This window comes from Acidovorax sp. SDU_ACID1, from assembly GCF_045291395.1.
GTDB lineage: Bacteria > Pseudomonadota > Gammaproteobacteria > Burkholderiales > Burkholderiaceae_C > MR-S7.
In genome coordinates, this window is the sequence record NZ_CP152342.1 from 3,192,332 (window position 1) to 3,215,175 (window position 22,844).

Annotated in this window: 21 protein-coding genes; 10 read left to right on the forward strand and 11 right to left on the reverse strand. The window is 68.8% G+C overall.

The window, feature by feature from the left end; all coding sequences use genetic code 11:
- Positions 1-17: 17 nt before the first annotated feature.
- Both AAG689_RS15645 and AAG689_RS15650 read left to right on the forward strand, forming a co-directional pair.
- The gene (locus tag AAG689_RS15645) at positions 18-1,088 is read left to right on the forward strand and encodes a PLP-dependent cysteine synthase family protein (protein WP_406622802.1); all 1,071 of its coding nucleotides are present in this window, start codon (positions 18-20) and stop codon (positions 1,086-1,088) included.
- A gap of 175 nt (positions 1,089-1,263) precedes the next feature.
- Positions 1,264-2,337 (forward strand): lipocalin-like domain-containing protein, encoded by a 1,074-nt coding sequence (locus tag AAG689_RS15650; protein ID WP_406622803.1) that lies wholly within the window; start codon positions 1,264-1,266, stop codon positions 2,335-2,337.
- 147 nt (positions 2,338-2,484) lie between these two features.
- On the opposite strand, the gene AAG689_RS15655 is transcribed toward AAG689_RS15650, so the two are convergent.
- The 6 genes from AAG689_RS15655 to AAG689_RS15680 all read right to left on the reverse strand — a co-directional run bounded on the left by AAG689_RS15655 (position 2,485) and on the right by AAG689_RS15680 (position 8,078).
- Positions 2,485-3,483, reverse strand: a complete 999-nt coding sequence (locus AAG689_RS15655; protein WP_020227001.1) for a branched-chain amino acid ABC transporter permease — start codon at positions 3,481-3,483, stop codon at positions 2,485-2,487.
- Between the two features lie 16 nt (positions 3,484-3,499).
- Complete coding sequence (locus AAG689_RS15660) at positions 3,500-4,384, reverse strand: branched-chain amino acid ABC transporter permease (RefSeq protein WP_034689807.1); 885 nt, start codon at positions 4,382-4,384, stop codon at positions 3,500-3,502.
- Positions 4,385-4,433: 49 nt separating this feature from the next.
- Positions 4,434-5,636, reverse strand: a complete 1,203-nt coding sequence (locus tag AAG689_RS15665; RefSeq protein WP_406622804.1) for an ABC transporter substrate-binding protein — start codon at positions 5,634-5,636, stop codon at positions 4,434-4,436.
- A gap of 41 nt (positions 5,637-5,677) precedes the next feature.
- Positions 5,678-6,391, reverse strand: coding sequence for an ABC transporter ATP-binding protein (locus AAG689_RS15670; protein ID WP_406622805.1), 714 nt, complete (start codon positions 6,389-6,391; stop codon positions 5,678-5,680).
- A gap of 1 nt (position 6,392) precedes the next feature.
- A complete protein-coding gene (locus tag AAG689_RS15675) occupies positions 6,393-7,163 on the reverse strand; it encodes an ABC transporter ATP-binding protein (protein ID WP_406622806.1) in 771 nt (256 codons plus the stop codon).
- A gap of 135 nt (positions 7,164-7,298) precedes the next feature.
- Positions 7,299-8,078, reverse strand: a complete 780-nt coding sequence (locus tag AAG689_RS15680) for a TOBE domain-containing protein (protein ID WP_406626348.1) — start codon at positions 8,076-8,078, stop codon at positions 7,299-7,301.
- A gap of 83 nt (positions 8,079-8,161) precedes the next feature.
- Here AAG689_RS15680 and modA point away from each other — a divergent pair, with 83 nt between their 5' ends.
- The 5 genes from modA to AAG689_RS15705 all read left to right on the forward strand — a co-directional run bounded on the left by modA (position 8,162) and on the right by AAG689_RS15705 (position 13,402).
- Positions 8,162-8,911, forward strand: coding sequence for a molybdate ABC transporter substrate-binding protein (gene modA, locus AAG689_RS15685; protein ID WP_406626349.1), 750 nt, complete (start codon positions 8,162-8,164; stop codon positions 8,909-8,911).
- A gap of 91 nt (positions 8,912-9,002) precedes the next feature.
- Positions 9,003-9,686 (forward strand): molybdate ABC transporter permease subunit, encoded by a 684-nt coding sequence (gene modB / locus AAG689_RS15690; RefSeq protein WP_406622807.1) that lies wholly within the window; start codon positions 9,003-9,005, stop codon positions 9,684-9,686.
- Positions 9,683-10,759 (forward strand): molybdenum ABC transporter ATP-binding protein, encoded by a 1,077-nt coding sequence (gene modC, locus AAG689_RS15695; RefSeq protein ID WP_406622808.1) that lies wholly within the window; start codon positions 9,683-9,685, stop codon positions 10,757-10,759. Before modB ends, modC begins: the two co-directional genes overlap by 4 nt.
- Positions 10,760-10,959: 200 nt before the next feature.
- The gene (locus tag AAG689_RS15700) at positions 10,960-11,577 is read left to right on the forward strand and encodes a TRAP transporter small permease subunit (RefSeq protein WP_406622809.1); all 618 of its coding nucleotides are present in this window, start codon (positions 10,960-10,962) and stop codon (positions 11,575-11,577) included.
- 22 nt (positions 11,578-11,599) lie between these two features.
- Entirely contained in the window at positions 11,600-13,402 is a 1,803-nt protein-coding gene (locus tag AAG689_RS15705) for a TRAP transporter large permease subunit (RefSeq protein WP_406622810.1), read from the forward strand.
- Between the two features lie 175 nt (positions 13,403-13,577).
- Here the strand turns inward: AAG689_RS15705 and AAG689_RS15710 are convergent, their stop codons facing one another.
- From AAG689_RS15710 to xseB, 4 genes are all read right to left on the reverse strand, one after another.
- Positions 13,578-14,660, reverse strand: a complete 1,083-nt coding sequence (locus AAG689_RS15710) for a TRAP transporter substrate-binding protein (protein WP_406622811.1) — start codon at positions 14,658-14,660, stop codon at positions 13,578-13,580.
- A 144-nt stretch (positions 14,661-14,804) separates the two neighbouring features.
- The gene (dxs, locus tag AAG689_RS15715; RefSeq protein WP_406622812.1) at positions 14,805-16,688 is read right to left on the reverse strand and encodes a 1-deoxy-D-xylulose-5-phosphate synthase; all 1,884 of its coding nucleotides are present in this window, start codon (positions 16,686-16,688) and stop codon (positions 14,805-14,807) included.
- Between the two features lie 81 nt (positions 16,689-16,769).
- A complete protein-coding gene (locus tag AAG689_RS15720; protein WP_406622813.1) occupies positions 16,770-17,651 on the reverse strand; it encodes a polyprenyl synthetase family protein in 882 nt (293 codons plus the stop codon).
- Positions 17,651-17,893 (reverse strand): exodeoxyribonuclease VII small subunit, encoded by a 243-nt coding sequence (gene xseB, locus AAG689_RS15725; protein ID WP_406622814.1) that lies wholly within the window; start codon positions 17,891-17,893, stop codon positions 17,651-17,653. The genes AAG689_RS15720 and xseB overlap by 1 nt, the downstream gene beginning before the upstream one ends.
- Positions 17,894-18,131: 238 nt before the next feature.
- Here xseB and AAG689_RS15730 point away from each other — a divergent pair, with 238 nt between their 5' ends.
- From AAG689_RS15730 to AAG689_RS15740, 3 genes are all read left to right on the forward strand, one after another.
- Complete coding sequence (locus AAG689_RS15730) at positions 18,132-19,271, forward strand: aromatic ring-hydroxylating dioxygenase subunit alpha (protein WP_406622815.1); 1,140 nt, start codon at positions 18,132-18,134, stop codon at positions 19,269-19,271.
- An 86-nt stretch (positions 19,272-19,357) separates the two neighbouring features.
- Positions 19,358-20,269: a DMT family transporter gene (locus AAG689_RS15735; protein ID WP_020226985.1), complete on the forward strand. Its 912-nt coding sequence runs from the start codon at positions 19,358-19,360 to the stop codon at positions 20,267-20,269.
- Positions 20,270-20,307: 38 nt separating this feature from the next.
- The gene (locus AAG689_RS15740) at positions 20,308-21,207 is read left to right on the forward strand and encodes a sulfurtransferase (protein WP_406622816.1); all 900 of its coding nucleotides are present in this window, start codon (positions 20,308-20,310) and stop codon (positions 21,205-21,207) included.
- Positions 21,208-21,346: 139 nt separating this feature from the next.
- Here the strand turns inward: AAG689_RS15740 and AAG689_RS15745 are convergent, their stop codons facing one another.
- The gene (locus AAG689_RS15745) at positions 21,347-22,783 is read right to left on the reverse strand and encodes an NAD-dependent succinate-semialdehyde dehydrogenase (RefSeq protein ID WP_406622817.1); all 1,437 of its coding nucleotides are present in this window, start codon (positions 22,781-22,783) and stop codon (positions 21,347-21,349) included.
- Between the last annotated feature and the right edge of the window lie 61 nt (positions 22,784-22,844).

Genomic DNA, 22,844 nt, shown 5'->3' on the forward strand with positions numbered 1-22,844 from the left:
TTGCGACAATCATGCCCATGCCACACACCTCTTCCCCTGCCACCGCGTCGTGGTTGCACCAGGCCATCGCCCGCATCGAGGCCGACTACCAGCGCAGTGCCGACACGCACCTGATTCCGTTGCCCCTGCCCACCTTCGCGGCCGCGGGGATCGACCTGTACCTGAAGGACGAGTCCACCCACCCCACGGGCAGCCTCAAGCACCGGCTGGCGCGCTCGCTGTTCCTCTACGCACTGTGCAACGGCTGGGTGCGCGAGGGCTCCACCATCGTGGAGGCGTCCAGCGGCTCCACGGCCGTGAGCGAGGCCTATTTCGCCCGCCTGCTGGGCCTGCCCTTCGTGGCGGTGATGCCGCGCAGCACCTCGGCCGAGAAGATCGCGCTGATCGAGTTCTACGGCGGGCGCTGCCACTTCGTGGAGAGCGCGGGCGAGGTCTACGACGCCGCGCGCGCCGTGGCGCTGGAGACCGGCGGGCACTACATGGACCAGTTCACCTACGCCGAGCGCGCCACCGACTGGCGCGGCAACAACAACATAGCCGAGAGCATGTTCACGCAGATGCAGCGCGAGCGCCATCCGGTGCCGCGCTGGATCGTGGTGGGCGCGGGCACGGGCGGCACGAGCGCGACCATCGGCCGCTACGTGCGCTACCAGCGCCACGCCACGCAGATCTGCGTGGCGGACCCGGCGGGCTCGGTGTTCGCGGCCTACCACCGCACCGGCGACGCCACGCTCACCGCCCCGGGTTCGCGCATCGAGGGCATCGGCCGCCCGCGCGTGGAGCCGAGCTTCATCCGCACGCTGGTGGACCGCATGGAGGAAGTGCAGGACCCAGACTCCATCGCCGCCATGCGGGCGCTCTCGGCGCTGCTGGGGCGGCGCGTGGGGCCGTCGACGGGCACCAACTTCGTCGCCATGCTGGCACTGGCGCAGGAGATGCGCGCGCGCGGCGAGCAGGGCTCCATCCTCTCGCTGCTGTGCGACGCGGGCGAGCGCTACCTGCCCACCTACCACGACGAGGACTGGGTGCGGCGCTGCCTGGGCGATTGCGCGGACGCCGGCGAGCGGCTGCAGGGGCGCATGGCCTGAGATGAAACGACAACCCCCTGAGCCGCTTCGCGGCTTCCCCTTCTCTCTACGCGCTGCGCGCTAGGGGAAGGGGGACGCAGCCAGCGCAGCGGGGCGGCCCTTGCGCGGCTGCCCGCGCTGGGGTCGCGCCGGTTTCATCGGTTGCGGGTGGTGCGCAGCGCCGTGGAAAACTGACATGGCGTTCGGCCGGCGCGCGCTGCTGCTCGGGGCGCTGGCCTGGGGCTCGCCCGCCCTCGCGCTGCCGCCGCGCGCCCTGGTCTTCCCGCGCGACCACGGCAGCCACCCGGAGCTGCGCACCGAGTGGTGGTACATCACCGGCCATGCGCAGGCCGAGGAGCGCTCCTGGGGCTTCCAGATCACCTTCTTCCGTTCGCGCGTGGAGGCCACGCAGGGCCTGCGTTCGGCGTTCGCGGCCAAGCAGTTGCTCTTTGCCCACGCGGCGCTCACCGATGTGCAGGGCAAGCGGCAGTTGCATGACCAGCGCATCGCACGCGCCGGGTTTGGCATCGCCGAGGCGGCCGAGGACGATGCGCGCATCCGCCTGGGCGGCTGGTCGCTGGTGCGCCACGCGGCCGATGCCCCGGGTGCCAGCCGCTACGCGCTGCAGGCGCAGGCCGAGGGCTTCGGGCTGGCGCTGGACTGCGCGAGCACCCAGCCCGTGCTGCTGCAAGGCCGGGCGGGCCTGTCGCGCAAGGGGCCGCAGGAAGCGCAGGCGAGCTACTACTACAGCCAGCCGCAGCTCGCGGTGAGCGGCACGCTCACGCTCGCGGGCCGGCGCATGCCGGTCAGCGCGGGCCGCGCCTGGATGGACCACGAGTGGAGCGAGGCGCTGATGCACCCCGACGCCGTGGGCTGGGACTGGATCGGCATGAACCTGCACGATGGCGGCGCGCTCACGGCCTTCCGCCTGCGCCGGGCCGATGGCAGCGCGCTCTGGGCGGGCGGCTCGCTGCGCCGCGCGGGCGAGGCGGCACGGGCCTTCGGGCCGCACGAGGTGGCGTTCACCCCGCTACGCCACTGGGAGAGCGGCGCCAGCGGCGCGCGCTATCCCGTCGAATGGCGCGTGCAGACGCCCGCGGGCGCCTTCACCGTGCGGGCGCTGCTCGACGACCAGGAACTGGACAGCCAGGGCTCCACCGGCGCGATCTACTGGGAGGGGCTGTGCGCGCTGCTGGACGCCGCCGGCCGGGAGGTGGGACGCGGCTACCTGGAGATGACGGGCTACGCACGCCGGCTGCAGCTGGGCTGAGCGCGCTTCCAAAAAGAGAGCTGCCTGCGCTTGCCATATGGCGCTTTACGGGGCATATGGCAGCAAAACCCGGTACCAGCAAGCGCAGCCAGCTATCAAAAAAATAGCCGCGCAGTGCGCGGCTATTCGTTCGGCTGGCCCGGGCGGTCAGTGCGCGCCGCCACCGGCCTTGCGGCGTTCCAGCCAGGCGATGAGCTCGCCCATGATGCCGCGACGGAAGGCCAGCACGCAGACCACGAAGATCAGGCCAGTGACGATGGTCACCGATTCGCCCAGCGTGTTGAACCAGTCGATGGTGGTGATCTTGGCCAGCAGGTTGCCCAGCTCGCCGATCTTGTTCTCCAGCAGCACGACCACGGCCGAGCCCACCAGCGGGCCGCTGAGCGTGCCCAGGCCGCCCACCAGCGTCATCAGCACCACGTGGCCGGAGGCGCTCCAGTGCACGTCGGACAGCGTGGCGAAGCCCAGCACCAGCGTCTTGAGCGAACCGGCCAGCCCCGCGATGGCGGCCGAGATGACGAAGGCCAGCAGCTTGAAGCGGTTGGTGTCGTAGCCCAGCGAGATGGCGCGCGGCTCGTTTTCCTTGATGCCCTTGAGCACCTGGCCGAACGGCGAGTGGATGGTGCGGACGATCAGCAGGAAGGCCACCACGACGACGATCAGGCACACGTAGTACATGGTCATGTCGCTCGTGAGGTCGATCACGCCGAACAGCTTGCCGCGCGGCACGCCCTGCAGGCCGTCCTCGCCGCCGGTGAACTTCGCCTGCAGCGCCGCGAAGAACAGCATCTGCGCGAGCGCCAGCGTGATCATGGTGGCGTAGATGCCCTGCCGGCGGATGGCGAAGAAGCCCATCACGAGGCCGAGCAGCGCGCCGGCCGCGAGGCCTGCCAGCAGGCCGAGCTCGGGCGTGGCGCCCCAGACCTTGACGGCGTGGCCCGTCACGTAGGCCGCGCCGCCCAGGAAGGCCGCGTGGCCGAAGGACAGCAGGCCCGTGTAGCCCAGCAGCAGGTTGAAGGCCGAGGCGAACAGTGCGAAGCACAGCAGCTTCATCACGAAAACCGGGTAGGCACCCAGGAAGGGCGCGGCGATCAGACCCAGCAGCAGCAGGCCATACCCAATGGGGGCAAATTTCTTCGAGTTCATGCGTTGCAGCCCCTAATCACTTCTCTTTGCCGAACAGGCCGGCGGGGCGGATGAGGAGGACGATGGCCATGATGACGAACACCACGGTGGACGAAGCCTCGGGGTAGAAGACCTTGGTGAAGCCTTCGACCACTCCCAGCCCCAGCCCCGTGAGGATGGAGCCCATGATGGAGCCCATGCCGCCGATCACCACCACCGCGAACACGACGATGATGAGGTTCTGCCCCATGAGCGGCGTGACTTGGTAGACCGGCGCGGCCAGCACCCCGGCGAAGGCCGCCAGCGCGGCGCCGAAGGCGTAGGTGAGCGTGATCATCACGGGCACGTTGACACCGAAGGCCTCGACCAGGCGCGGGTTCTCGGTGCCGGCGCGCAGGTAGGCGCCGAGCTTGGTCTTCTCGATCACGTACCACGTGGCGATGCACACCACGATGGAGGCCACGACTACCCAGGCGCGGTAGTTCGGCATGATCATGAAGCCGAGGTTGGTCGCGCCTTCCAGCGCCTCGGGCGTGTCGTAGCCCAGGCCGGAGACGCCGTAGATCGAGCGGAACACGCCCTCGATCATCATCGTCAGGCCCAGTGTGAGCAGCAGGCCGTAGAGGTGGTCGAGCTTGTAGATCCAGCGCAGCAGCGTGCGCTCGATCACCACCCCGACCAGCCCCACCACCAGCGGCGCGGCAATCAGCATCACCCAGTAGTTGATGCCGAAGTAGTTCATGGCCATCCAGGTGATCAGCGCCCCCAGCATGAACAGCGCACCGTGCGCGAAGTTGATCACGTTGAGCAGGCCGAAGATCACGGCCAGCCCAAGGCTGAGGATCGCGTAGAACGAGCCATTGACCAGCCCCAGCAGGAGCTGGCTCAGCATGGCCGGCATTGATACACCAAAGATTTCCATAAAAACGCTGCGGGATGGAGGAGTCGGTTGAGGTCAGGTCAGCAGGCCGTCACTTCCACAGTGCGCACTTGCTCTCGGCCTTGGTGGTGAACACCTCTTCGCCAGGGAGCTTGGCCACGACCTTGTAGTAGTCCCAAGGTTCCTTGGACTCGGCGGGCGACTTCACCTGCATCAGGTACATGTCGTGCACGAAGCGGCCGTCGGCGCGGATGTTGCCCTTGGCGTAGAAGTCGTTGATGGGCGTGGACTTGAGCTTGGCCATGACCTTGTCGGCATCGGTGGTGCCGGCGGCCTGCACGGCCTTGAGGTAGTTCATGGTGGCGGAGTAGTCGGCCGCATGGATGTCCGTGGGCATGCGCTTGGTCTTGGCGAAGAACTTCTTGCCGAATGCGCGTGTCTGGTCGTTCAGGTTCCAGTCCCAGCTCGTGGTGAGCAGCAGGCCTTCGGTGTTCTTCAGGCCCAGGCTGTGGACGTCGGTCAGGAACACCAGCAGGCCGGCCATCTTCATGGTCTTGTTGATGCCGAATTCCTTGGCTGCCTTGATCGCGTTGATCGTGTCGCCGCCCGCGTTGGCCAGGCCCAGGATCTGCGCCTTGGAGCTTTGCGCCTGCAGCAGGAACGAGGAGAAGTCGGACGCGTTCAGCGGGTGCTTCACGCTGCCCAGCACCTTGCCGCCCGCGGCGTTGACGACCTTGGTGGTGTCGTCCTGCAGCGCCTGGCCGAAGGCGTAGTCTGCCGTCAGGAAGAACCAGTCCTTGCCGCCCTGCTTGACCACCGCGCCGCCCGTGCCCTTGGCCAGGGCCACGGTGTCGTAGGCATAGTGCACGGTGTAGGGCGTGCACTGCTCGTTGGTCAGCGCGGAGGAGCCTGCGCCGCTGTTGAAGTAGACACGCTTCTTCTCCTCGGCGATCTTGGCCATGGCCAGCGCCGTGCCGGAGTTGGTGCCGCCGAACAGCATGGTCAGGCCCTGCGTGTCGATCCACTCGCGGGCCTTGGAGGCGGCGATGTCGGCCTTGTTCTGGTGGTCGGCCGAGAGCAGCTCGATGGGCTTGCCCAGCACCTTGCCGCCGAAGTCGTCGATGGCCATCTGGATCGCCACGGCGCCGTTCTTGCCTTCCACGTCGGCGTAGAGGCTGGACATGTCGGTGATCAGGCCGATCTTGACTTTGTCCTGTGCATGCGCCTGCACGGCCACCAGGCCCAGGCCCACGGCTGCGAGGCCGGCGGCCAGCGTCTTGAGTTTGTGTTGCATCGTTGTCTCCTTGGTCGAAAAAACAGGGGTGGAGGGCGCCGTTACACGCCCAGCAATTGGTTGAGGACGGGCATCTTCTCGTCGAGTTCGGCCGCGCCGAACTGCTCCACGATGCGCCCGTGTTCCATCACGTAGAAGCGGTCGGCCAGCGGCGCGGCGAAGCGGAAGTTCTGCTCCACCATCACCACGGTGTAGCCCTTCTCGCGCAGCATGGTGATCATGCGGGCCAGGGCCTGCACGATCACGGGCGCCAGGCCCTCGGAAATCTCGTCGAGCAGCAGCAGGTTGGCGCCCGTGCGCAGGATGCGGGCCACGGCCAGCATCTGCTGCTCACCGCCCGACAGGCGCGTTCCCTGGCTGCCGCGGCGCTCCGCGAGGTTGGGGAACATGGCGTAGATCTCGTCGACCGGCATGCCTGCCGTGCCCGTCTTGAGCACGGGCGGCAGCATCAGGTTCTCCTCGCACGACAGGCTGGAGAAGATGCCGCGCTCCTCGGGGCAGTAGCCCACGCCCAGGTGGGCGATGCGGTGCGTGGGCATGCCGATGGTCTCGGTGCCGTTGATCTTGACGGAGCCCTTGCGTGCGCCGGTCAGGCCCATGATGGCGCGCATGGTGGACGTGCGCCCGGCGCCGTTGCGCCCGAGCAGCGTGACCACCTCGCCAGGCTGCACGACCATGTCCACGCCGTGCAGCACGTGCGACTCGCCGTACCAGGCCTCGAGGTTGCGGATCTCCAGTGCGGGGGTGCCGGCCATCTCAGTGCGCTCCCTGCAGTTGGCCGTCGGTCGTGCCCATGTACGCTTCCATGACTTGCGGATTCCTCGAAACTTCCTCGTAAGGCCCCTCGGCGAGGACGGCCCCGCGCTGCAGCACCGTGATGCGGTCCGCGATGGTCGAGATGACCTTCATGTTGTGCTCTACCATGAGGATGGTGCGGCCGGCCGAAACCTTCTTGATGAGCTGGGTGACGCGGTCCACGTCCTCGTGGCCCATGCCCTGGGTGGGCTCGTCGAGCAGCATCAGCTCGGGCTCCATGGCCAGCGTGGTGGCGATCTCCAGCGCGCGCTTGCGGCCGTAGGGCAGGTTCACCGTGACCTCGTCGGCAAGGTCCTTCAGGCCCACCTCGTCCAGCAGCTGCATGGCACGGTCGTCGAGCTGGTGCAGGCTGCGCTCGCTGCGCCAGAAGTGGTAGCTCGTGCCCAGCTTGCGCTGCAGGCCCAGGCGCACGTTCTCCAGCAGCGTGAGGTGCGGGAACACGGCCGAGATCTGGAACGACCGGATCACGCCGCGCCGCGCGATCTGCGCCGGCTGTTCACGCGTGATGTCCGTGCCGTTGAAACGGATGGTGCCCGAGGTGGGCTCCAGGAACTTGGTCAGCAGGTTGAAGCACGTCGTCTTGCCTGCGCCGTTGGGGCCGATCAGCGCGTGGATGGAGCCGCGGCGAACCGACAGGTTCACATCGCTGACCGCGGTGAAGCCCTTGAATTCCTTGGTGAGGTGGGAGGTTTCCAGTATGACGTCGCTCATTGCAAACAGATGAGCGCCGCGCGGTGGCGCGGCGCTGCCCGTGTCTCCATGTGAATGTTGCACCGCATCCTAAGTGCGGCTCCCCAGCCCCGCACTGGGAGAAATGCCTATGTATAAACGCCTACGTAACTTGTGCTAGGCGATGGCCAGCGCCACGGCCGACTCGTCGACCGCCATCACCACGCGCGAGCGCGCGCGCAGCTGCGACCCGGCGGGCGCGAAGCCCACCATCTGCACGCCGGCGGCCAGCTCCGCCGCCACCTCGTCGCCCAACTCGCCGCGCGACACGCGCGTGGCGCGGCCGGGCCAGTGGTTCTCCTGCGGCACGGGGGCGCCTCCTTCCGCCATGGCGCGCACGGCCGTGGCCTTGCACAGCGCCTGCACCGGCGTGCCGGCGGCCAGCCCCAGCAGCTCGGCGCTCTCCACCGTGATGCGTGCCACCACGGCCAGAGCGTCGTCCACGGAGCGCAGGTGCACGCGCACGATCCGGCCCTGCGCCTGCATGCCCTGCACGGTGCAGGGCCATTGGTTGCGCATGCTGGTGCGCACCGACAGGCGCACGGCCGCCGCCTGCAGCGGAGCGCGCGCCGCGTCGCCCTGGCGCAGGCCCGCCGCCACGGCGGCGCGCGCCTGGCGCATGGCATCGGCGGCGGCCAGCAGCTCGTGCCCGGCCGGCGTGAGCCGCGCGCCGCCGCCGCCCACGCCGCCCACGGCGCGCGCCACCAGCGGCACGCCGGCCAGGTTGGTGAGCGTGTCCAGCGCCTGCCAGGCGGCCTTGTAGCTCACGCCCACGGCCCGCGCGGCCTGCGAGATGGAGCCGCCCTGCGCGATCTGGCGCAGGATGTCGATGCGCTTGTCCGCCAGGCCGTGGCCCAGCGCGTCCAGGAAGGAGGAAGACTGCATGGCGCCCATCATGCCTGCGCCGGCGGCCCCGGTGGATATACTCAACGCTATTCATATATGGAATAGCGAGGTCTTCCGCCGTGTCTCCCGTTTCCCTGTGCAAGCACTCCCTCTCCGTCCTGGGCCTGGCCCTGGTAGTGGCGCACGGCGCCCATGCCGCCGAGGTGCAGGTGGCCGTGGCTGCCAACTTCACCGCGCCCATGCAGAAGATCGCCGCGCTGTTCGAGCAGGACACGGGCCACAAGGCCGTGCTGTCGTTCGGCGCCACCGGCAAGTTCTACGCCCAGATCGCCAACGGCGCGCCCTTCGGCGTGCTGCTGGCGGCCGACGACACCACGCCCGAGAAGATCGGCAAGGAAGGCCTGGGCGACGGCGCCACGCGCTTCACCTACGCCATCGGCCAGCTGGTGCTGTGGAGCAAGCAGCCCGGCTACGTGGACGCCGAGGGCAAGGTGCTGGCCAAGAGCGACTGGAAGCACATCGCCATCGCCAACCCCAAGCTCGCGCCCTACGGCCTGGCCGCCATGCAGACGCTGGACAAGCTGGGCCTCACCGCCCAGGTGCAGCCGCGCGTGGTGACCGGCGAGAACATCGGCCAGACCTACCAGTTCGCCGCCTCGGGCAACGCGCCGCTGGGCTTCGTGGCGCTGTCGCAGGTGATGGAGGACGGCAAGCTGCGCGAGGGCTCGGCCTGGGTGGTGCCCGCGGGCATGCACGAGCCGATCCGCCAGGACGCCATCGTGCTCAAGCCCGGCCAGGGCAACGAGGCCGCCGCGGCGCTCATGCAGTACCTGCGCGGCGACAAGGCGCGTGCCATCATCAAGTCCTACGGTTACTCTTTCTGATAGCGCCTTGCGCTTGATCTGCAAGGGTTTCAGCATGTTTTCATGCCGAAACCCTTTGCATGAATCGCAGCCAGCTCTTTTTCCAATAGCATTGAGCCCTTCCCTCATCAGCCCCGAAGACTGGGCCGCCATCCGGCTGACGCTGGAGCTGGCCGGCATCACCACCGTGCTGCTGCTGGCGCTGTGCACGCCGCTGGCCTGGTGGCTGGCGCACACGCGCTCGCGCTGGCGCGGGCCGGTGGGCGCGGTGGTGGCACTGCCGCTGGTGCTGCCGCCCACGGTGATCGGCTTCTACCTGCTGGTGGCCATGGGGCCGCACGGGTTCATCGGCCACCTCACCGACGCGCTGGGGCTGTCGCGCCTGCCGTTCACCTTTCCCGGCCTGGTCATCGGCTCGCTGGTGTATTCGCTGCCCTTCGCGGTGCAGCCGCTGCAGCGCGCCTTCGAGGCCACGGGCCGCCGCCCGCTGGAGGTGGCTGCCACGCTGGGCGCGGGGCCGCTGGACCGGTTCTTCACCGTCGCCCTGCCGCTGGCGCGGCCGGGCTTCGTCACCGCCGCCATCCTGAGCTTCGCGCACACGGTGGGCGAGTTCGGCGTAGTGCTCATGCTGGGCGGCAACATCCCCGGCGTGACGCGCGTGGTGTCGGTGCAGATCTACGACCACGTGGAGGCCATGGAATACGCCCAGGCGCACTGGCTCGCGGGCGGCATGGTGGCGTTCTCGTTCGTGGTGCTGATGCTGCTGCACTGGCTGCAGCCGAAAGGAGCGCGATGAGCGGCATCCACGCCCGCCTGCGCCTGGCCCGGCCGGACTTCCTGCTGGAGGTGGACCTGCGCCTGCCGGGCCACGGCGTCACGGCGCTCTTCGGCCCCTCGGGCTGCGGCAAGACCACCTGCCTGCGCGCCGTGGCGGGGCTGGAGCGCGCCCAGGGCAGCGTGCAGGTCAACGGCGAGACCTGGCAGGACGACGATGCCCGCCACTGGCGGCCCACCCACCAGCGCGCGCTGGGCTACGTGTTCCAGGAAGCCAGCCTGTTCGCCCACATGAACGTGCAGCGCAACATGGAATACGGCCTGCGCCGCCTGCCGCCGCAGCAGCGGCGCGTGTCGCTGGAGCAGGCGGTGGACCTGCTGGGCCTGGGCGCGCTGCTCGCGCGCATGCCGCACACGCTGTCGGGCGGCGAACGCCAGCGCGTGGCCATCGCCCGCGCACTGGCCACCAGCCCGCGCGTGCTGCTCATGGACGAGCCCCTGGCCGCGCTGGACGCCGCGCGCAAGGCCGAGGTCATGCCCTACCTGGAGCGCCTGCACCGCACGCTGGACATTCCCGTGCTCTACGTCAGCCACTCCCTCGACGAGGTGGCGCGCCTGGCCGCGCACCTCGTGCTCCTGGACCAGGGCCGCGCCATCGCCCAGGGCCCCACCGCCGCGCTCATGGCCCGGCCCGACCTGCCCCTGGCGCACGGCGAGGGGGCCGCCGCGCTGGTCCAGGGCCGCGTGCTGGCGCACGACGCGCACGACCACCTGCTCACCGTGGCCTTCGGCGGCGGCCAGCTGCAGGTGGTGAGCCCACGCGTTTACGCGCCGGGCGAGCCGGTGCGCCTGCGCGTACCGGCACGCGACGTGAGCCTGGCACGCACGCGCGCGCCCGACAGCAGCATCCTGAACCTGCTGCCCGCGCGCATCACCCACGTGGCGCCCGACGGCCCGGGCCAGGCGCTGGTGCAGCTCGACGCGGGCGGCACGGCGCTGCTGGCGCGCATCACCCAGCGCTCGTGCGGGGCGCTGGCGCTGGCCGAGGGGCAGGAGGTGTTCGCGCAGGTGAAGGGCGTGGCGCTGGTGGAGTAGGCGTATTCCCCGATTGCTATGCAAGCCATAGCGCTACACCGGCATGAAACCATGCCTTTGCCCTTGAAGCACGCATACCCGACCGGCGCCCGGGGCGCGCGGAATCCTTAGAATGGCGCCCTTGTAAAAGTTTGTCCGGCCCTTGCACCACCCCTGCATGCGGCCGGATACGCGCACCCGGCCGTTTTCTTGGAGACACCATGCAGGCTCTACTCGCGCTCTCACGAGCGATCGACAGGCTCAACGCCTTCGTCGGCAAATATTCCATCTGGCTGATCTTTGCCGCCACCTTCATCAGCGCAGCCAACGCCATCGTCCGCAAGGCGTTCAACTACAGCTCCAACGGCTTCCTCGAAGTGCAGTGGTACCTGTTCGCCTGGTCGTTCCTGATCGCGGCCGGCTGGACGCTGCTCAACCGCGAGCACGTGCGCATCGACGTGATCAACAGCCGCCTGTCCAAGAAGACGCAGGTGTGGATCGATATCGTGGGCTTCGCCCTTTTCCTCACGCCGCTGTGCATCACCATCCTGTGGCTGAGCACGCCAGTAGTGGTCCAGATGTACCAGTCGGGCGAAGTGTCGGGCAACCCCGGCGGCCTGATCCGCTGGCCGGTGTGGGTGGCGATCCCCGTCGGCATCACGCTGCTGATGCTGCAGGGCTGGTCCGAGCTCATCAAGCGCATCGCCTTCCTCACCGGCGATGGCCCCGACCCCATGGGCAAGCTGACCGACAAGAGCGCCGAGGAAGAACTGGCCGAGGCCCTGCGCGCCGAGGCCGAGAAGAAGCAGGCCGAGGCCCTGGCCGCCGCACAACGCTAACGAGCTGCAGGACCAATCGACCATGGAATTCCTTACCACTAACTACGCCCCGATCATGTTCGCGGGGCTCATCGTCTTCCTGCTGCTGGGCTTTCCCGTCGCGTTCAGCCTGGGCGCCTGCGGCCTGCTGTTCGGCTTCGCGGGCATCGAGCTGGGCGTCTTCCCCTCCTCCGTGATGGCCTGGCTGCCCCAGCGCCTGATCGGCATCATGGCCAACGACACGCTGCTGGCCGTGCCCTTCTTCACGCTCATGGGCCTGGTGCTGGAGCGCAGCGGCATGGCCGAGGACCTGCTCGACACCGTCGGGCAGGTGTTCGGCCCGGTGCGCGGCGGCCTGGCGCTGGCCGCGATCTTCGTGGGCGCGCTGCTGGCCGCCACCACGGGGGTGGTGGCCGCCTCCGTGATCTCGATGGGCCTGATCTCGCTGCCCATCATGCTGCGCTACGGCTACGACCGGCCGCTGTCGGCCGGCGTGATCGCAGCCTCGGGCACGCTGGCGCAGATCATTCCGCCCTCGCTGGTGCTGATCCTCATGGCCGACCAGCTCGGCAAGAGCGTGGGCGAGATGTACAAGGGTGCCTTCATCCCCGGCTTCATGCTCATGGGCCTGTACGTGGTGTGGGTGGTGATCCTGGCCATCTTCAAGCCCAAGGCCGTGCCGGCACTGCCGCCCGAGGCGCGCATCTACCGCGAGGACAACGGCAGCTCCGGCTACACCTCGCTGGCCGTGGTGATGGGCCTGTCCACCGCCGTCGCCATCTTCCTGGCTACGCACATGGCCGACGTCCACACCTGGTGGACGGGCACGGAAGTGCTGGACGTGCCCACCGACGAGAAGATCGTCACCGCCATGTGCGGCGGCACCTTCATCGCCTTCGTGCTCGCCAGCATCAACCGCGTGTTCAAGCTGGGCCTGCTCTCGCGCCTGGCCGAGCGCGTGACCTTCGTGCTGATCCCGCCGCTGCTGCTGATCTTCCTGGTGCTGGGCACCATCTTCCTGGGCATCGCCACGCCCACCGAGGGCGGCGCCATGGGCGCCATGGCCGCGCTGGTGATCGGCTTCGCGCGCAAGCGCCTGGACATGAAGCTGCTGCAGCAGGCCCTGGCCTCCACCACGCGCCTGGCCAGCTTCGTGATGTTCATCATGATCGGCGCCACCACCTTCAGCCTGGTGTTCCAGGCCGCCGACGGCCCGAAGTGGGTGGAGCACCTGCTGACCAGCCTGCCCGGCGGCCAGGTGGGCTTCCTGATCGTGGTGAACGTCATGATCTTCTTCCTGGCGTTCTTCCTGGACTACTTCGAGCTGTCCTTCATCGTGGTGCCGCTGCTGGGCCCCGTGGCCGAGAAAATGGGCATCGACCTGATCTGGTTCGGCGTGCTGCTGGCCATGAACATGCAGACCTCGTTCATGCACCCGCCGTTCGGCTTCGCGCTGTTCTTCCTGCGCTCCGTCGCGCCCGACAAGCCCTACGTGGACCGCGTCACGCACAAGGTGATCCAGCCCGTGACCACCATGCAGATCTACAAGGGCGCGGTTCCCTTCGTCATCATCCAGCTCGTCATGGTGGGCGTGCTCATCGCGTTCCCCGGCATCGTCACCGGCTCGCTCGACAAGAAGGTGGAGGTGAACATGGAGACCGTGAACAGCCAGATGATGGATGCGCTGCAGAACGAGGAAAGCTACGGCGACCCGGACAACAACCCCTTCGGCGAAGCCAACGAGCCGGCCGAGGCCGAGGGCGCCGAGCCCGCCGCCTCGGACGCGGCGGAGGGCGGCTATGGCTCGGACGACCCGGCCAAGGACCTGCTACAGCAAAGCAAGTAGCCTCCCACTGCGGCCTCCCCGCGAGCCCCGGCCCTGCCGGGGCTTTTTTATGCCGAATCGGGCTGTAGCGCTCGTCCAGCAAGCGCAGGCAGCTCCATTTTCAATAGCAGTCCAGCCATGAAAAAAGCCGCAGCGGCTGCTGCGGCTTCGTGGGCGCGGAGAACGCGCGCGGCGGTCAGATCTTGACCGAGTTCATGTACTGGTTGAACGGGAACTCCGAGAAGCGATTCCACAGGATCTGGTCGCGCTGGAAGGCGCGCATGTCCTGGTGGATCTTCTTGAAGTCGGGCGACTTGTCCTCGTGCTCCTTGAACACCTCCATCGACGCCTTGAAGCCCGCATCCACCAGCGCCTTGGGGAAGGCCTTGAGCTGCGTCTTGTTGGCCACCAGGCGCTTGATCGACTGGGGATTGACCACCATGTACTTGGAGGTCATGTCGGCCGCTGCCACGCGCGTAGCGGCGTCCAGGATGGCCTTGTTCTCGGGCGACAGGGCGTTGTACTTCTTGATGTTGATGAAGAACTCCAGGTCGGCCGAGCCTTCCCACCAGCCGGGGTAGTAGTAGAAGGGCGCCACCTTGTTGAAGCCCAGCTTCTCGTCGTCGTAGGGGCCGACGAACTCCACGGCGTCCAGCGTGCCCTTCTCGAGCGCCTGGTACACGTCGCCGGCAGGCATGTTCTGCGCCACCACGCCCAGCTTGGCCATGGCCTCGCCGAACACGCCGCCGCCCAGGCGCATCTTCAGGCCCTTGAGGTCGGCCACGGTCTTGATTTCCTTGCGGTACCAGCCGCCCATCTGGGTGGTGGTGTTGCCGGCGCTGGCGGTCTTGAAGTTGTACTTCTCGAAGAACGCGTCCAGCAGCTTGCGGCCGTTGCCGTGGTCCTTCCAGGCGTTCATCTGCAGCGTGGTCAGGCCGAAGGGCACGGCGCAGCTGAAGGCGAAGATCGGGTCCTTGCCGGTGAAGTAGTAGGCGGCAGTCTGCGCCATGTCGATGGTGTCGGCCTGCAGGGCGTCCACCACGCCGAAGGCGGGCATCAGCTCGCCGGCGGGGTGCACCGAGATCTCGAACTTGCCGCCCGACATGGCCTTGACGGCCTCGGAGAGTTTTTCCGCGCTGCCGAAGATCGTGTCCAGGGACTTGGGAAAGCTGGAGGCGAGGCGCCAGCGCACGGCCGCTTGCGCGTGCACGGCGGGGGCGACGCCTGCGGCGAGCACGCCTGCCAGACCGGCCTGCTTGATGATTGAACGACGATCCATGGATTGATTCTCCGAAGTGATGAGTAGCAAACAAAACGGCGGCACGCGCCATGTGCGGCCGCCGACACCCACTTTTTGAGTGGATTCAAATTGTAGAAACTCGCCCGCTTGCCTCCCGTGCGGGTTTCCACCGAAAAAAACGTTTCATGCGGCCGCGCGCGCCGGCTGCTGTGCGCCGAAGCGCGCACGGATGGAGCGCTCGATGCCCTGCGCATCCAGCCCCTGCAGCGCCAGCAGCTTGGCCGGGTCGCCATGCTCGATGAACGCATCGGGCAGACCCAGCTGCAGCACCGGGCACTGCACGCCCGCGGCGTTCAGGGCCTCGGCCACTGCGCTGCCCGCGCCGCCCATGGTGCAGCCCTCCTCCACCGTCACCAGCGCGTCGTGGCCGGCGGCGACGGAGAACAGCAGTTCGTTGTCCAGCGGCTTGGCCCAGCGCATGTTGACCACCGTGGCGCCCAGCGCCTCGCCCGCCTCCAAGGCGGGATAGAGCAGCGTGCCGAAGGCCAGGATGGCGATGCGCGCCCCCTTGCGGCGCACCTCGCCCTTGCCGAAGGGCAGGCCCTCCAGGCTGGCCAGCGGCTGCACGCCCACGCCGGCCCCGCGCGGGTAGCGCACGGCCACGGGGTGGTCCTGCTCGAAGGCGGTGGTGAGCAACTGGCGGCATTCGCGCTCGTCGGCCGGGCAGGCCATGCTCATGTTCGGGATGCAGCGCACGAAGGCGATGTCGTAGGCGCCCGCGTGCGTGGCGCCGTCCGCGCCGACGAGGCCCGCGCGGTCGAGCGCGAAGACCACGGGCAGGTTCTGCAGCGCCACGTCGTGGATGAGCTGGTCGTAGGCGCGCTGCAGGAAGGTGGAGTAGATGGCCACCACGGGCTTGACGCCCTCGCAGGCCATGCCGGCGGCAAAGGTCACGGCGTGCTGCTCGGCGATGCCCACGTCGTAGTAGCGGCCTGGGAAGCGCTGCTCGAACTCCACCATGCCCGAGCCCTCGCGCATCGCGGGCGTGATGCCGACCAGGCGCTCGTCCTTCGCGGCCATGTCGCACAGCCACTGGCCGAAGACCTGGGTGAAGGTCTGCTTGGGCGGCGTGGCGGGCTTGACCAGGCCCACGCGCGGGTCGAACTTGCCGGGGCCGTGGTAGGCCACGGGATCGGCCTCGGCGAGCTTGTAGCCCTGGCCCTTCTTGGTGACCACGTGCAGGAACTGCGGGCCCTTGAGGCCCTTGATGTTCTCCAGCGTGGGGATGAGCGAGTCGAGGTCGTGCCCGTCGATCGGCCCGATGTAGTTGAAGCCGAATTTCTCGAACAGCGTGGCGGGCACCACCATGCCTTTGGCCTGCTGCTCCAGGCGCTTGGCGAGTTCGAGCAGCGGCGGCACGGGCCGCAGCACGCTCTTGCCCACGTCGCGCGCCTTGGCGTAGAACTGGCCGCTCATGAGCTGGGCGAGGTAGCGGTTGAGCGCGCCCACGGGCGGGCTGATGCTCATGTCGTTGTCGTTCAGGATGACGAGCAGGTTGGCGTCGGCCACGCCCGCGTTGTTGAGCGCCTCGAAGGCCATGCCGGCGGTCATCGCGCCGTCGCCGATCACCGCGATGGCGTGGCGGTCCTCGCCCTTCTGCTTGGCCGCCAGCGCCATGCCCAGCGCGGCCGAGATGCTGGTGGACGAGTGCGCGGTGCCGAAGGTGTCGTATTCGCTCTCGGCACGCTGCGGAAAGCCCGACAGGCCGCCGAGCTGGCGCAGTGTGGACATGCGCTCGCGCCGGCCGGTCAGGATCTTGTGCGGATAGGTCTGGTGGCCCACGTCCCACACCACGCGGTCGCGCGGCGTGTCGAACACCGCGTGCAGGGCGATGGTCAGCTCCACCGTGCCGAGGTTGGACGACAGGTGCCCGCCGGTCTTGGACACGCTCTCCAGCACGTAGGCGCGCAGCTCGATGGCCAGGCTCTTGAGGTCGGCGCGCGGGAGCCGGCGCAGATCGGCCGGGTCGTTCACGCTTTCGAGCAGCGGGTAGTTCGTCGTGGACATATGCTATGTTTTCCGTAGCTGTTTGCGCTTGCTACATAAGCGCTGGAGGCCAATTTTGCTTCCAGAGCCGTCCTTCTATCTTCAGTGCGAACGGTGCACCACCATGTCGGCCAGCGCCGCGAGGGCGCGCGTATCTTGCAGGCCGCTGCCGTCCAGCGCCGCGTGCGCGTCGGCCAGCAGCGCCCGGGCATGGGCCCTCGCGGGCTCCAGGCCCATGAGCGACACGTAGGTGGGCTTGTCGCTCGCCGCGTCCTTGCCCGCCGTCTTGCCCAGCGTGGCGGAGTCCTGCGTCACGTCGAGGATGTCGTCCACCACCTGGAACGCCAGGCCCACGGCCGCGCCGTACTGCGCCAGTGCCTGCTGCGCCCGCGCATCGGGCTGGCCGCAGGCCGCACCCATCACCACGCTGGCCTGCAGCAGCGCGCCGGTCTTGAGGCGGTGCATCTGGCGCAGCTGCGCCTCGTCGAGCTGCCTGCCCACGCTGGCCAGGTCGATGGCCTGGCCGCCGGCCATGCCGTCGGCGCCGGCCGCCAGCGCCAGCAGGCGGCACAGCCGTGCCTGCATCGCGGGGGGCACACCGTCCTCGGGCGTGAGCAGCGCGAAGGCCAGGGCCTGCAGGGCGTCGCCCGCGAGCAGCGCCTGGGCCTCGCCGAAGCGCACGTGCACCGTGGGCTTGCCGCGGCGCATCACGTCGTTGTCCATGCAGGGCATATCGTCGTGCACCAGCGAATAGGCGTGGATCAGCTCCACGGCGCAGGCAGCGCGCAGCGCGGCCTCGCCCTGCCCCTGCACGGCCTCGCAGGCCGCCAGCACCAGCAGCGGGCGCAGGCGCTTGCCGCCGTCGAGCACCGCGTAGCGCATGGCTTCGCCCAGGCCCGCGGGCGCTTCGGCGCACACCCAGCGCGACAAGGCGTCTTCCACCTGCGCCAGCTGGCGCTCCATCCAGGGGGTGAGATCGAACATCACTCTTGCGTCCAAGGCTGCAGCGCCCCCTCGTCCAGCACCTTGATCTGGTCCTGCACCGCCTCCAGGCGCTTGCGGCAGAACTCCAGCAGCACCGCGCCGCGCTGGTAGCCGGCGAGCATCTCGTCCAGCGGCAACTGGCCCGATTCGATGCGGCCCACGAGCTGCTCCAGCTCCTCCAGCGCGGCTTCGTAGCTGGCGGGATCGGGCAATGGCGAAGGGGCGGCAGGGGCCTTGGGCATGGGGTGGGGAAGCGCCGGGCGCGCGAGTGGAAACCGCCGATTTTAGGCGCAGCCCCCGCACGGCCCCGCCGCGCGGGCAGGCAATACACATACCGCAGGCGCGGAAATAACCCCACCGCCTATAATCCCATTCCTTTCACCGCGAACCGGCTACGGAGTCTTCCTGGGCCGGTTTCGTTTTTTCAGCTCCGTGCGCAACCGCACCCTCCCTGTGGGGAGTCTTTAGGTCAGGTCACCCATGTCTGATTTAAGTCTTCAACTGCAGCAGGCCGCAAGCCAACTTCCAGTTTCCAGCTATTTCGACGAAGCGCTGCTGCGGCGCGAGATGGAAACCATCTTCCAGCAAGGGCCCCGTTACGTGGGGCACACCTTGAGCGTCCCCGAACCCGGGGACTACTACGCCCTGCCCCAGGAGGGCGAGGGCCGCGCGCTGGTGCGCAACGCGCAGGGCCAGGTCGAACTCATCTCCAACATCTGCCGCCACCGCCAGGCGGTGATGCTCAAGGGCCGCGGCACGCTGCAGGGCCAGGGCAAGGGCTTTGCTGCCGGCAACATCGTCTGCCCGCTGCATCGCTGGACGTATTCGCCCAGGGGCGAGCTGCTGGGCGCGCCGCACTTCGCGCACGATCCCTGCCTGAACCTCAACAACTACCGGCTGCGCGAGTGGAACGGCCTGCTGTTCGAGGACAACGGGCGCGACATCGCCTTTGATCTGGCCGGCATGGGGCTGGAGCGCGAGCTGTCGTTCGACGGCTACACGCTCGACCACGTGGAGCTGCACGAGTGCAACTACAACTGGAAGACCTTCATCGAGGTCTATCTGGAGGACTACCACGTCGGCCCATTCCACCCCGGCCTGGGCAACTTCGTGACCTGCGACGACCTGCGCTGGGAGTTCCAGAAGGAATACTCGGTGCAGACCGTGGGCGTGGCCTCCACCTTCGGCAAGCCGGGCTCCGACATCTACAGGAAGTGGCACGAGGTGCTGCTCAAGTACCGCGAGGGCAAGATGCCCGAGCGCGGCGCGATCTGGCTCACCTACTACCCGCACATCATGGTGGAGTGGTACCCGCACGTGCTCACCGTCTCCACGCTGCATCCCGTCGGCGTGGACAAGACGCTGAACATGGTGGAGTTCTACTACCCCGAGGAAATCGTCGCCTTCGAGCGCGAGTTCGTCGAGGCCCAGCGCGCCGCCTACATGGAGACCTGCATCGAGGACGACGAGATCGCCGAGCGCATGGACGCGGGCCGCAAGGCCCTGTGGCAGCGCGGCGACAACGAGGTCGGCCCCTACCAGAGCCCCATGGAAGACGGCATGCAGCACTTCCACGAGTGGTACCGCGCCCGCCTGGGCGACGCCGTGCCCAGGGCCTGATCCACGGCATTCCCTTCTGCTACCACAACCATAGCTGCCAGCGCTTACCCAGCAAGCGCTGGCGGCTTTTTTCGTATAGGTTTCCCATGCAAGCGCTCTGGATGGTATTGGCGGCGTTCCTGTTCGCCAGCATGGGGGTGTGCGTCAAGTTCGCCTCGGCGCACTTCAATTCGGCCGAGCTGGTGTTCTACCGCGGCGCCGTCGGCATGGCGGTGCTGTGGTGGCTGGCACGCTCGCAAGGCGTGGGCTTGGCCACGCGCTACCCCGGCATGCACGCCTGGCGCAGCCTGATCGGCGTGGTCTCCATCGGCGCCTGGTTCTACGCCATCGCCCACCTGCCCCTGGCCACTGCCATGACGCTCAACTACATGAGCAGTGTGTGGATCGCGGCCTTCCTCGTCGGCGGCGCGCTGATGACGTGGTGGCCTTCCAGCCGCGAGCCGCGCCCGCCGCTGCAGGTGCCGCTGGTGCTCGCCGTGCTCGCGGGCTTCGGCGGCGTGGTGATGATGCTGCGCCCCAGCATCAGCGAAAGCCAGGGCTTCGCCGCACTCATCGGCCTGTGCTCGGGCCTCACCGCCGCGCTGGCCTACATGCAGGTGGTGGCGCTGTCGCGCCTGGGCGAGCCCGAGACGCGCACCGTGTATTACTTCGCCGCCGGCTCGGCCGTGGCCGGCGGCGCCGCCATGGCGGTCACCGGCATGTCGCCCTGGCCCGGCTGGCCCGCGCTGTGGCTGCTGCCGCTGGGGCTGCTGGCCGCGCTGGGGCAGCTGTGCATGACCCGCGCCTACTCGCGCGCGCTCACGCCGCGCGGCACGCTGGTGGTGGCCAACCTGCAGTACTCTGGCATCGTCTTCGCCAGCATCTACGGCGTGGCGCTGTTCGGCGACCAGATGCCGCTGATCGGCTGGGCCGGCATGGCGCTCATCATCGCCAGCGGCATCACCGCCACCATCCTGCGCGCCCGCGCCGCACCCAACACGCCGGCCGAAGAGCACTGACACAATGGGGGCTTCGACGCTCCCTTCCGTGTGCCGCCATGCCCTTCACCACGCTGATCTCCGTCTCCGAACTGCAGGCCCTCATGCGCAGCGGCCAGCCGCTGATGGTGTTCGACTGCAGCTTCGACCTGGCCCAGCCCTCGCTGGGCGCGGCGCAGTACCGCGAGGCCCACATCCCCGGCGCGCTGCATGCCGACCTGGACAAGGACCTGAGCGCCAAGCACGGCGCCCCAGGCCGGGGCGGCACCATCACCGCCTCGGCGGCCGACGAGCCGGCCTCGGGCGGGCGCCACCCGCTGCCCAACCGCGAGCGCTTCGCCACCTGGCTCTCGGGCATCGGCTTCGCCAACGACATGCAGGCCGTGGTCTACGACCGCAACGGCGCCAACTACTGCGGGCGCCTGTGGTGGATGCTCAAGTGGGCGGGCCACGACGCGGTGGCCGTGCTCGACGGCGGCCTGCAGGCCTGGAAGGCCGCGGGCGGCGCGCTGGCCAGCGGCGAGGAGCCCGCGCGCTTCCAGTCCAACTTCGCGCTGGGCGCGCCGCTGCGCCGCCTGGTGGGCGCGCAGGACGTGCTCGCGCACCTAGGCCAGGAAGGGCAGACCATCGTCGACGCCCGCGCCACGCCGCGCTACCTGGGCGAAACCGAGCCGCTGGACCCGGTGGCCGGCCACATTCCGGGCGCGCTCAACCGCCCCTTCGGCCTGAACATCGGGCCGGACGGGCGCTTCAAGAGCGCCGAGCAGTTGCGTTCCGAGTTCCAGGCCCTGCTGGGCGCGCGGCCGCCCGCCACCGTGGTGCACCAGTGCGGCAGCGGCGTGAGCGCCATCCCCAACCTGCTGGCCATGGAAATCGCAGGCCTGGGCCCCACGCAGCTCTTCGCGGGAAGCTGGAGCGAGTGGTGCAGCGACCCGAGCCGGCCCGTGGAGCGCGGCTGAACCGCAGCAGGTGGACTCGGCGCGCCCCAAGCCAGCAGACACCGCGCAAGGGCCGCCCCGCCGCGCCGGTGTCGTCCTCCTTCCCGTAGCGCGCAGCGCGTAGAGAGAAGGGGAAGCGGCGCAGCCGCTCAGGGGGTTGTCAGAGATTAGTGATCGAGATCGCGCGCGTGTTCAGGCAGGCCTCCAGCGCCTCCGGCCCGCCCTCGGAGCCGTAGCCCGAATCCTTGATGCCGCCGAACGGCAGCTCCGCGGACGGGCTGGCGGGCTGGTTGATCCACAGCATGCCCACCTCCACGCGCTGCGAGAGCAGGTGCGCGTTCTTGAGCGAGCGCGTGTAGGCGTAGCCGGCCAGGCCGTAGGGCAGGCGGTTGGACTCGGCGATGGCGTCCTCCAGCTGCGTGAAGCCGCGCACCGAGGCCACGGGGCCGAAGGGCTCTTCGTTGAAGATGCGGGCGCTGGTGGGCACGTTGTCGAGCACCGTGGGCGCGAAGAAGTTGCCCGCGCTGCCGATGCGCTCGCCGCCGGTGCACATGGTGGCGCCCTGCTGCAGCGCATCGCCCAGCAGGTCGGCCATGGCGGCCACGCGGCGCGGGTTGGCCAGCGGGCCCATCTGCGTGCCCTCGGCCAGGCCGTCGCCCACCTTCAGGCCCTGCGCATGGCGCGTGAGCGCGGCCACGAAGTCTGCGCGCACGCTTTCGTGCACCAGGAAGCGCGTGGGCGCGATGCAGACCTGGCCCGCATTGCGGAACTTGGCGCCGCCGGAGGCCTTGACGGCCAGCTCGATGTCGGCGTCCTCGCAGACGATCACCGGGGCGTGGCCGCCCAGTTCCATGGTCACGCGCTTCATGTGCTGGCCGGCCAGGCCCGCCAGCATCTTGCCCACGGGGGTGGAGCCGGTGAAAGTGACCTTGCGCACGATGGGGTGCGGGATTAGGTAATTGGAGATCTCTGCCGGGTTGCCGTAGACCAGACCCACCACGCCGGCGGGCACGCCCGCGTCAGCGAACGCACGGATCAGCTCGGCCGGGCTGGCGGGCGTTTCCTCGGGCGCCTTGACCAGCACCGCGCAGCCCGCCGCCAGCGCCGCACCCAGCTTGCGCACGACTTGGTTGATGGGGAAGTTCCACGGCGTGAACGCGGCCACCACGCCCACCGGGTCCTTCACCACGAGCTGGCGCACGGCCAGGCTGCGCGAGGGCACGATGCGGCCGTAGACGCGCATGCCTTCGTCGGCGAACCATTCGATGATGTCGGCGGCGGCCATGGCCTCGATGCGCGCCTCGGCCAGGGGCTTGCCCTGCTCCTGCGTGAGAATGGCGGCGATGGCGTCGGCGCGCTCGCGCATCAGCGCGGCGGCGCGGCGCATGGTCTTCGCGCGCTCGATGGCGGGCAGGTCGCGCCAGGTCTCGAAGCCCTTCTGGGCCGCGGCCAGCGCGCGGTCCAGGTCGGCGGTGCCCGCATGCGCCACGCGGCCGATTTCCTGGCCGGTGGACGGGTTGACGACGGGCAGCGTGCGGCCGTCGGCGGCGTCCTGCCATTCACCGGCGATGAAAAGGCGCGTGTCGGGATAGGTCATGCGGTGGCTCCTGTGTACTCAGAAAAGGAAGAGAAGAAGCGCGAGCAGGGCCGGCAGGCCC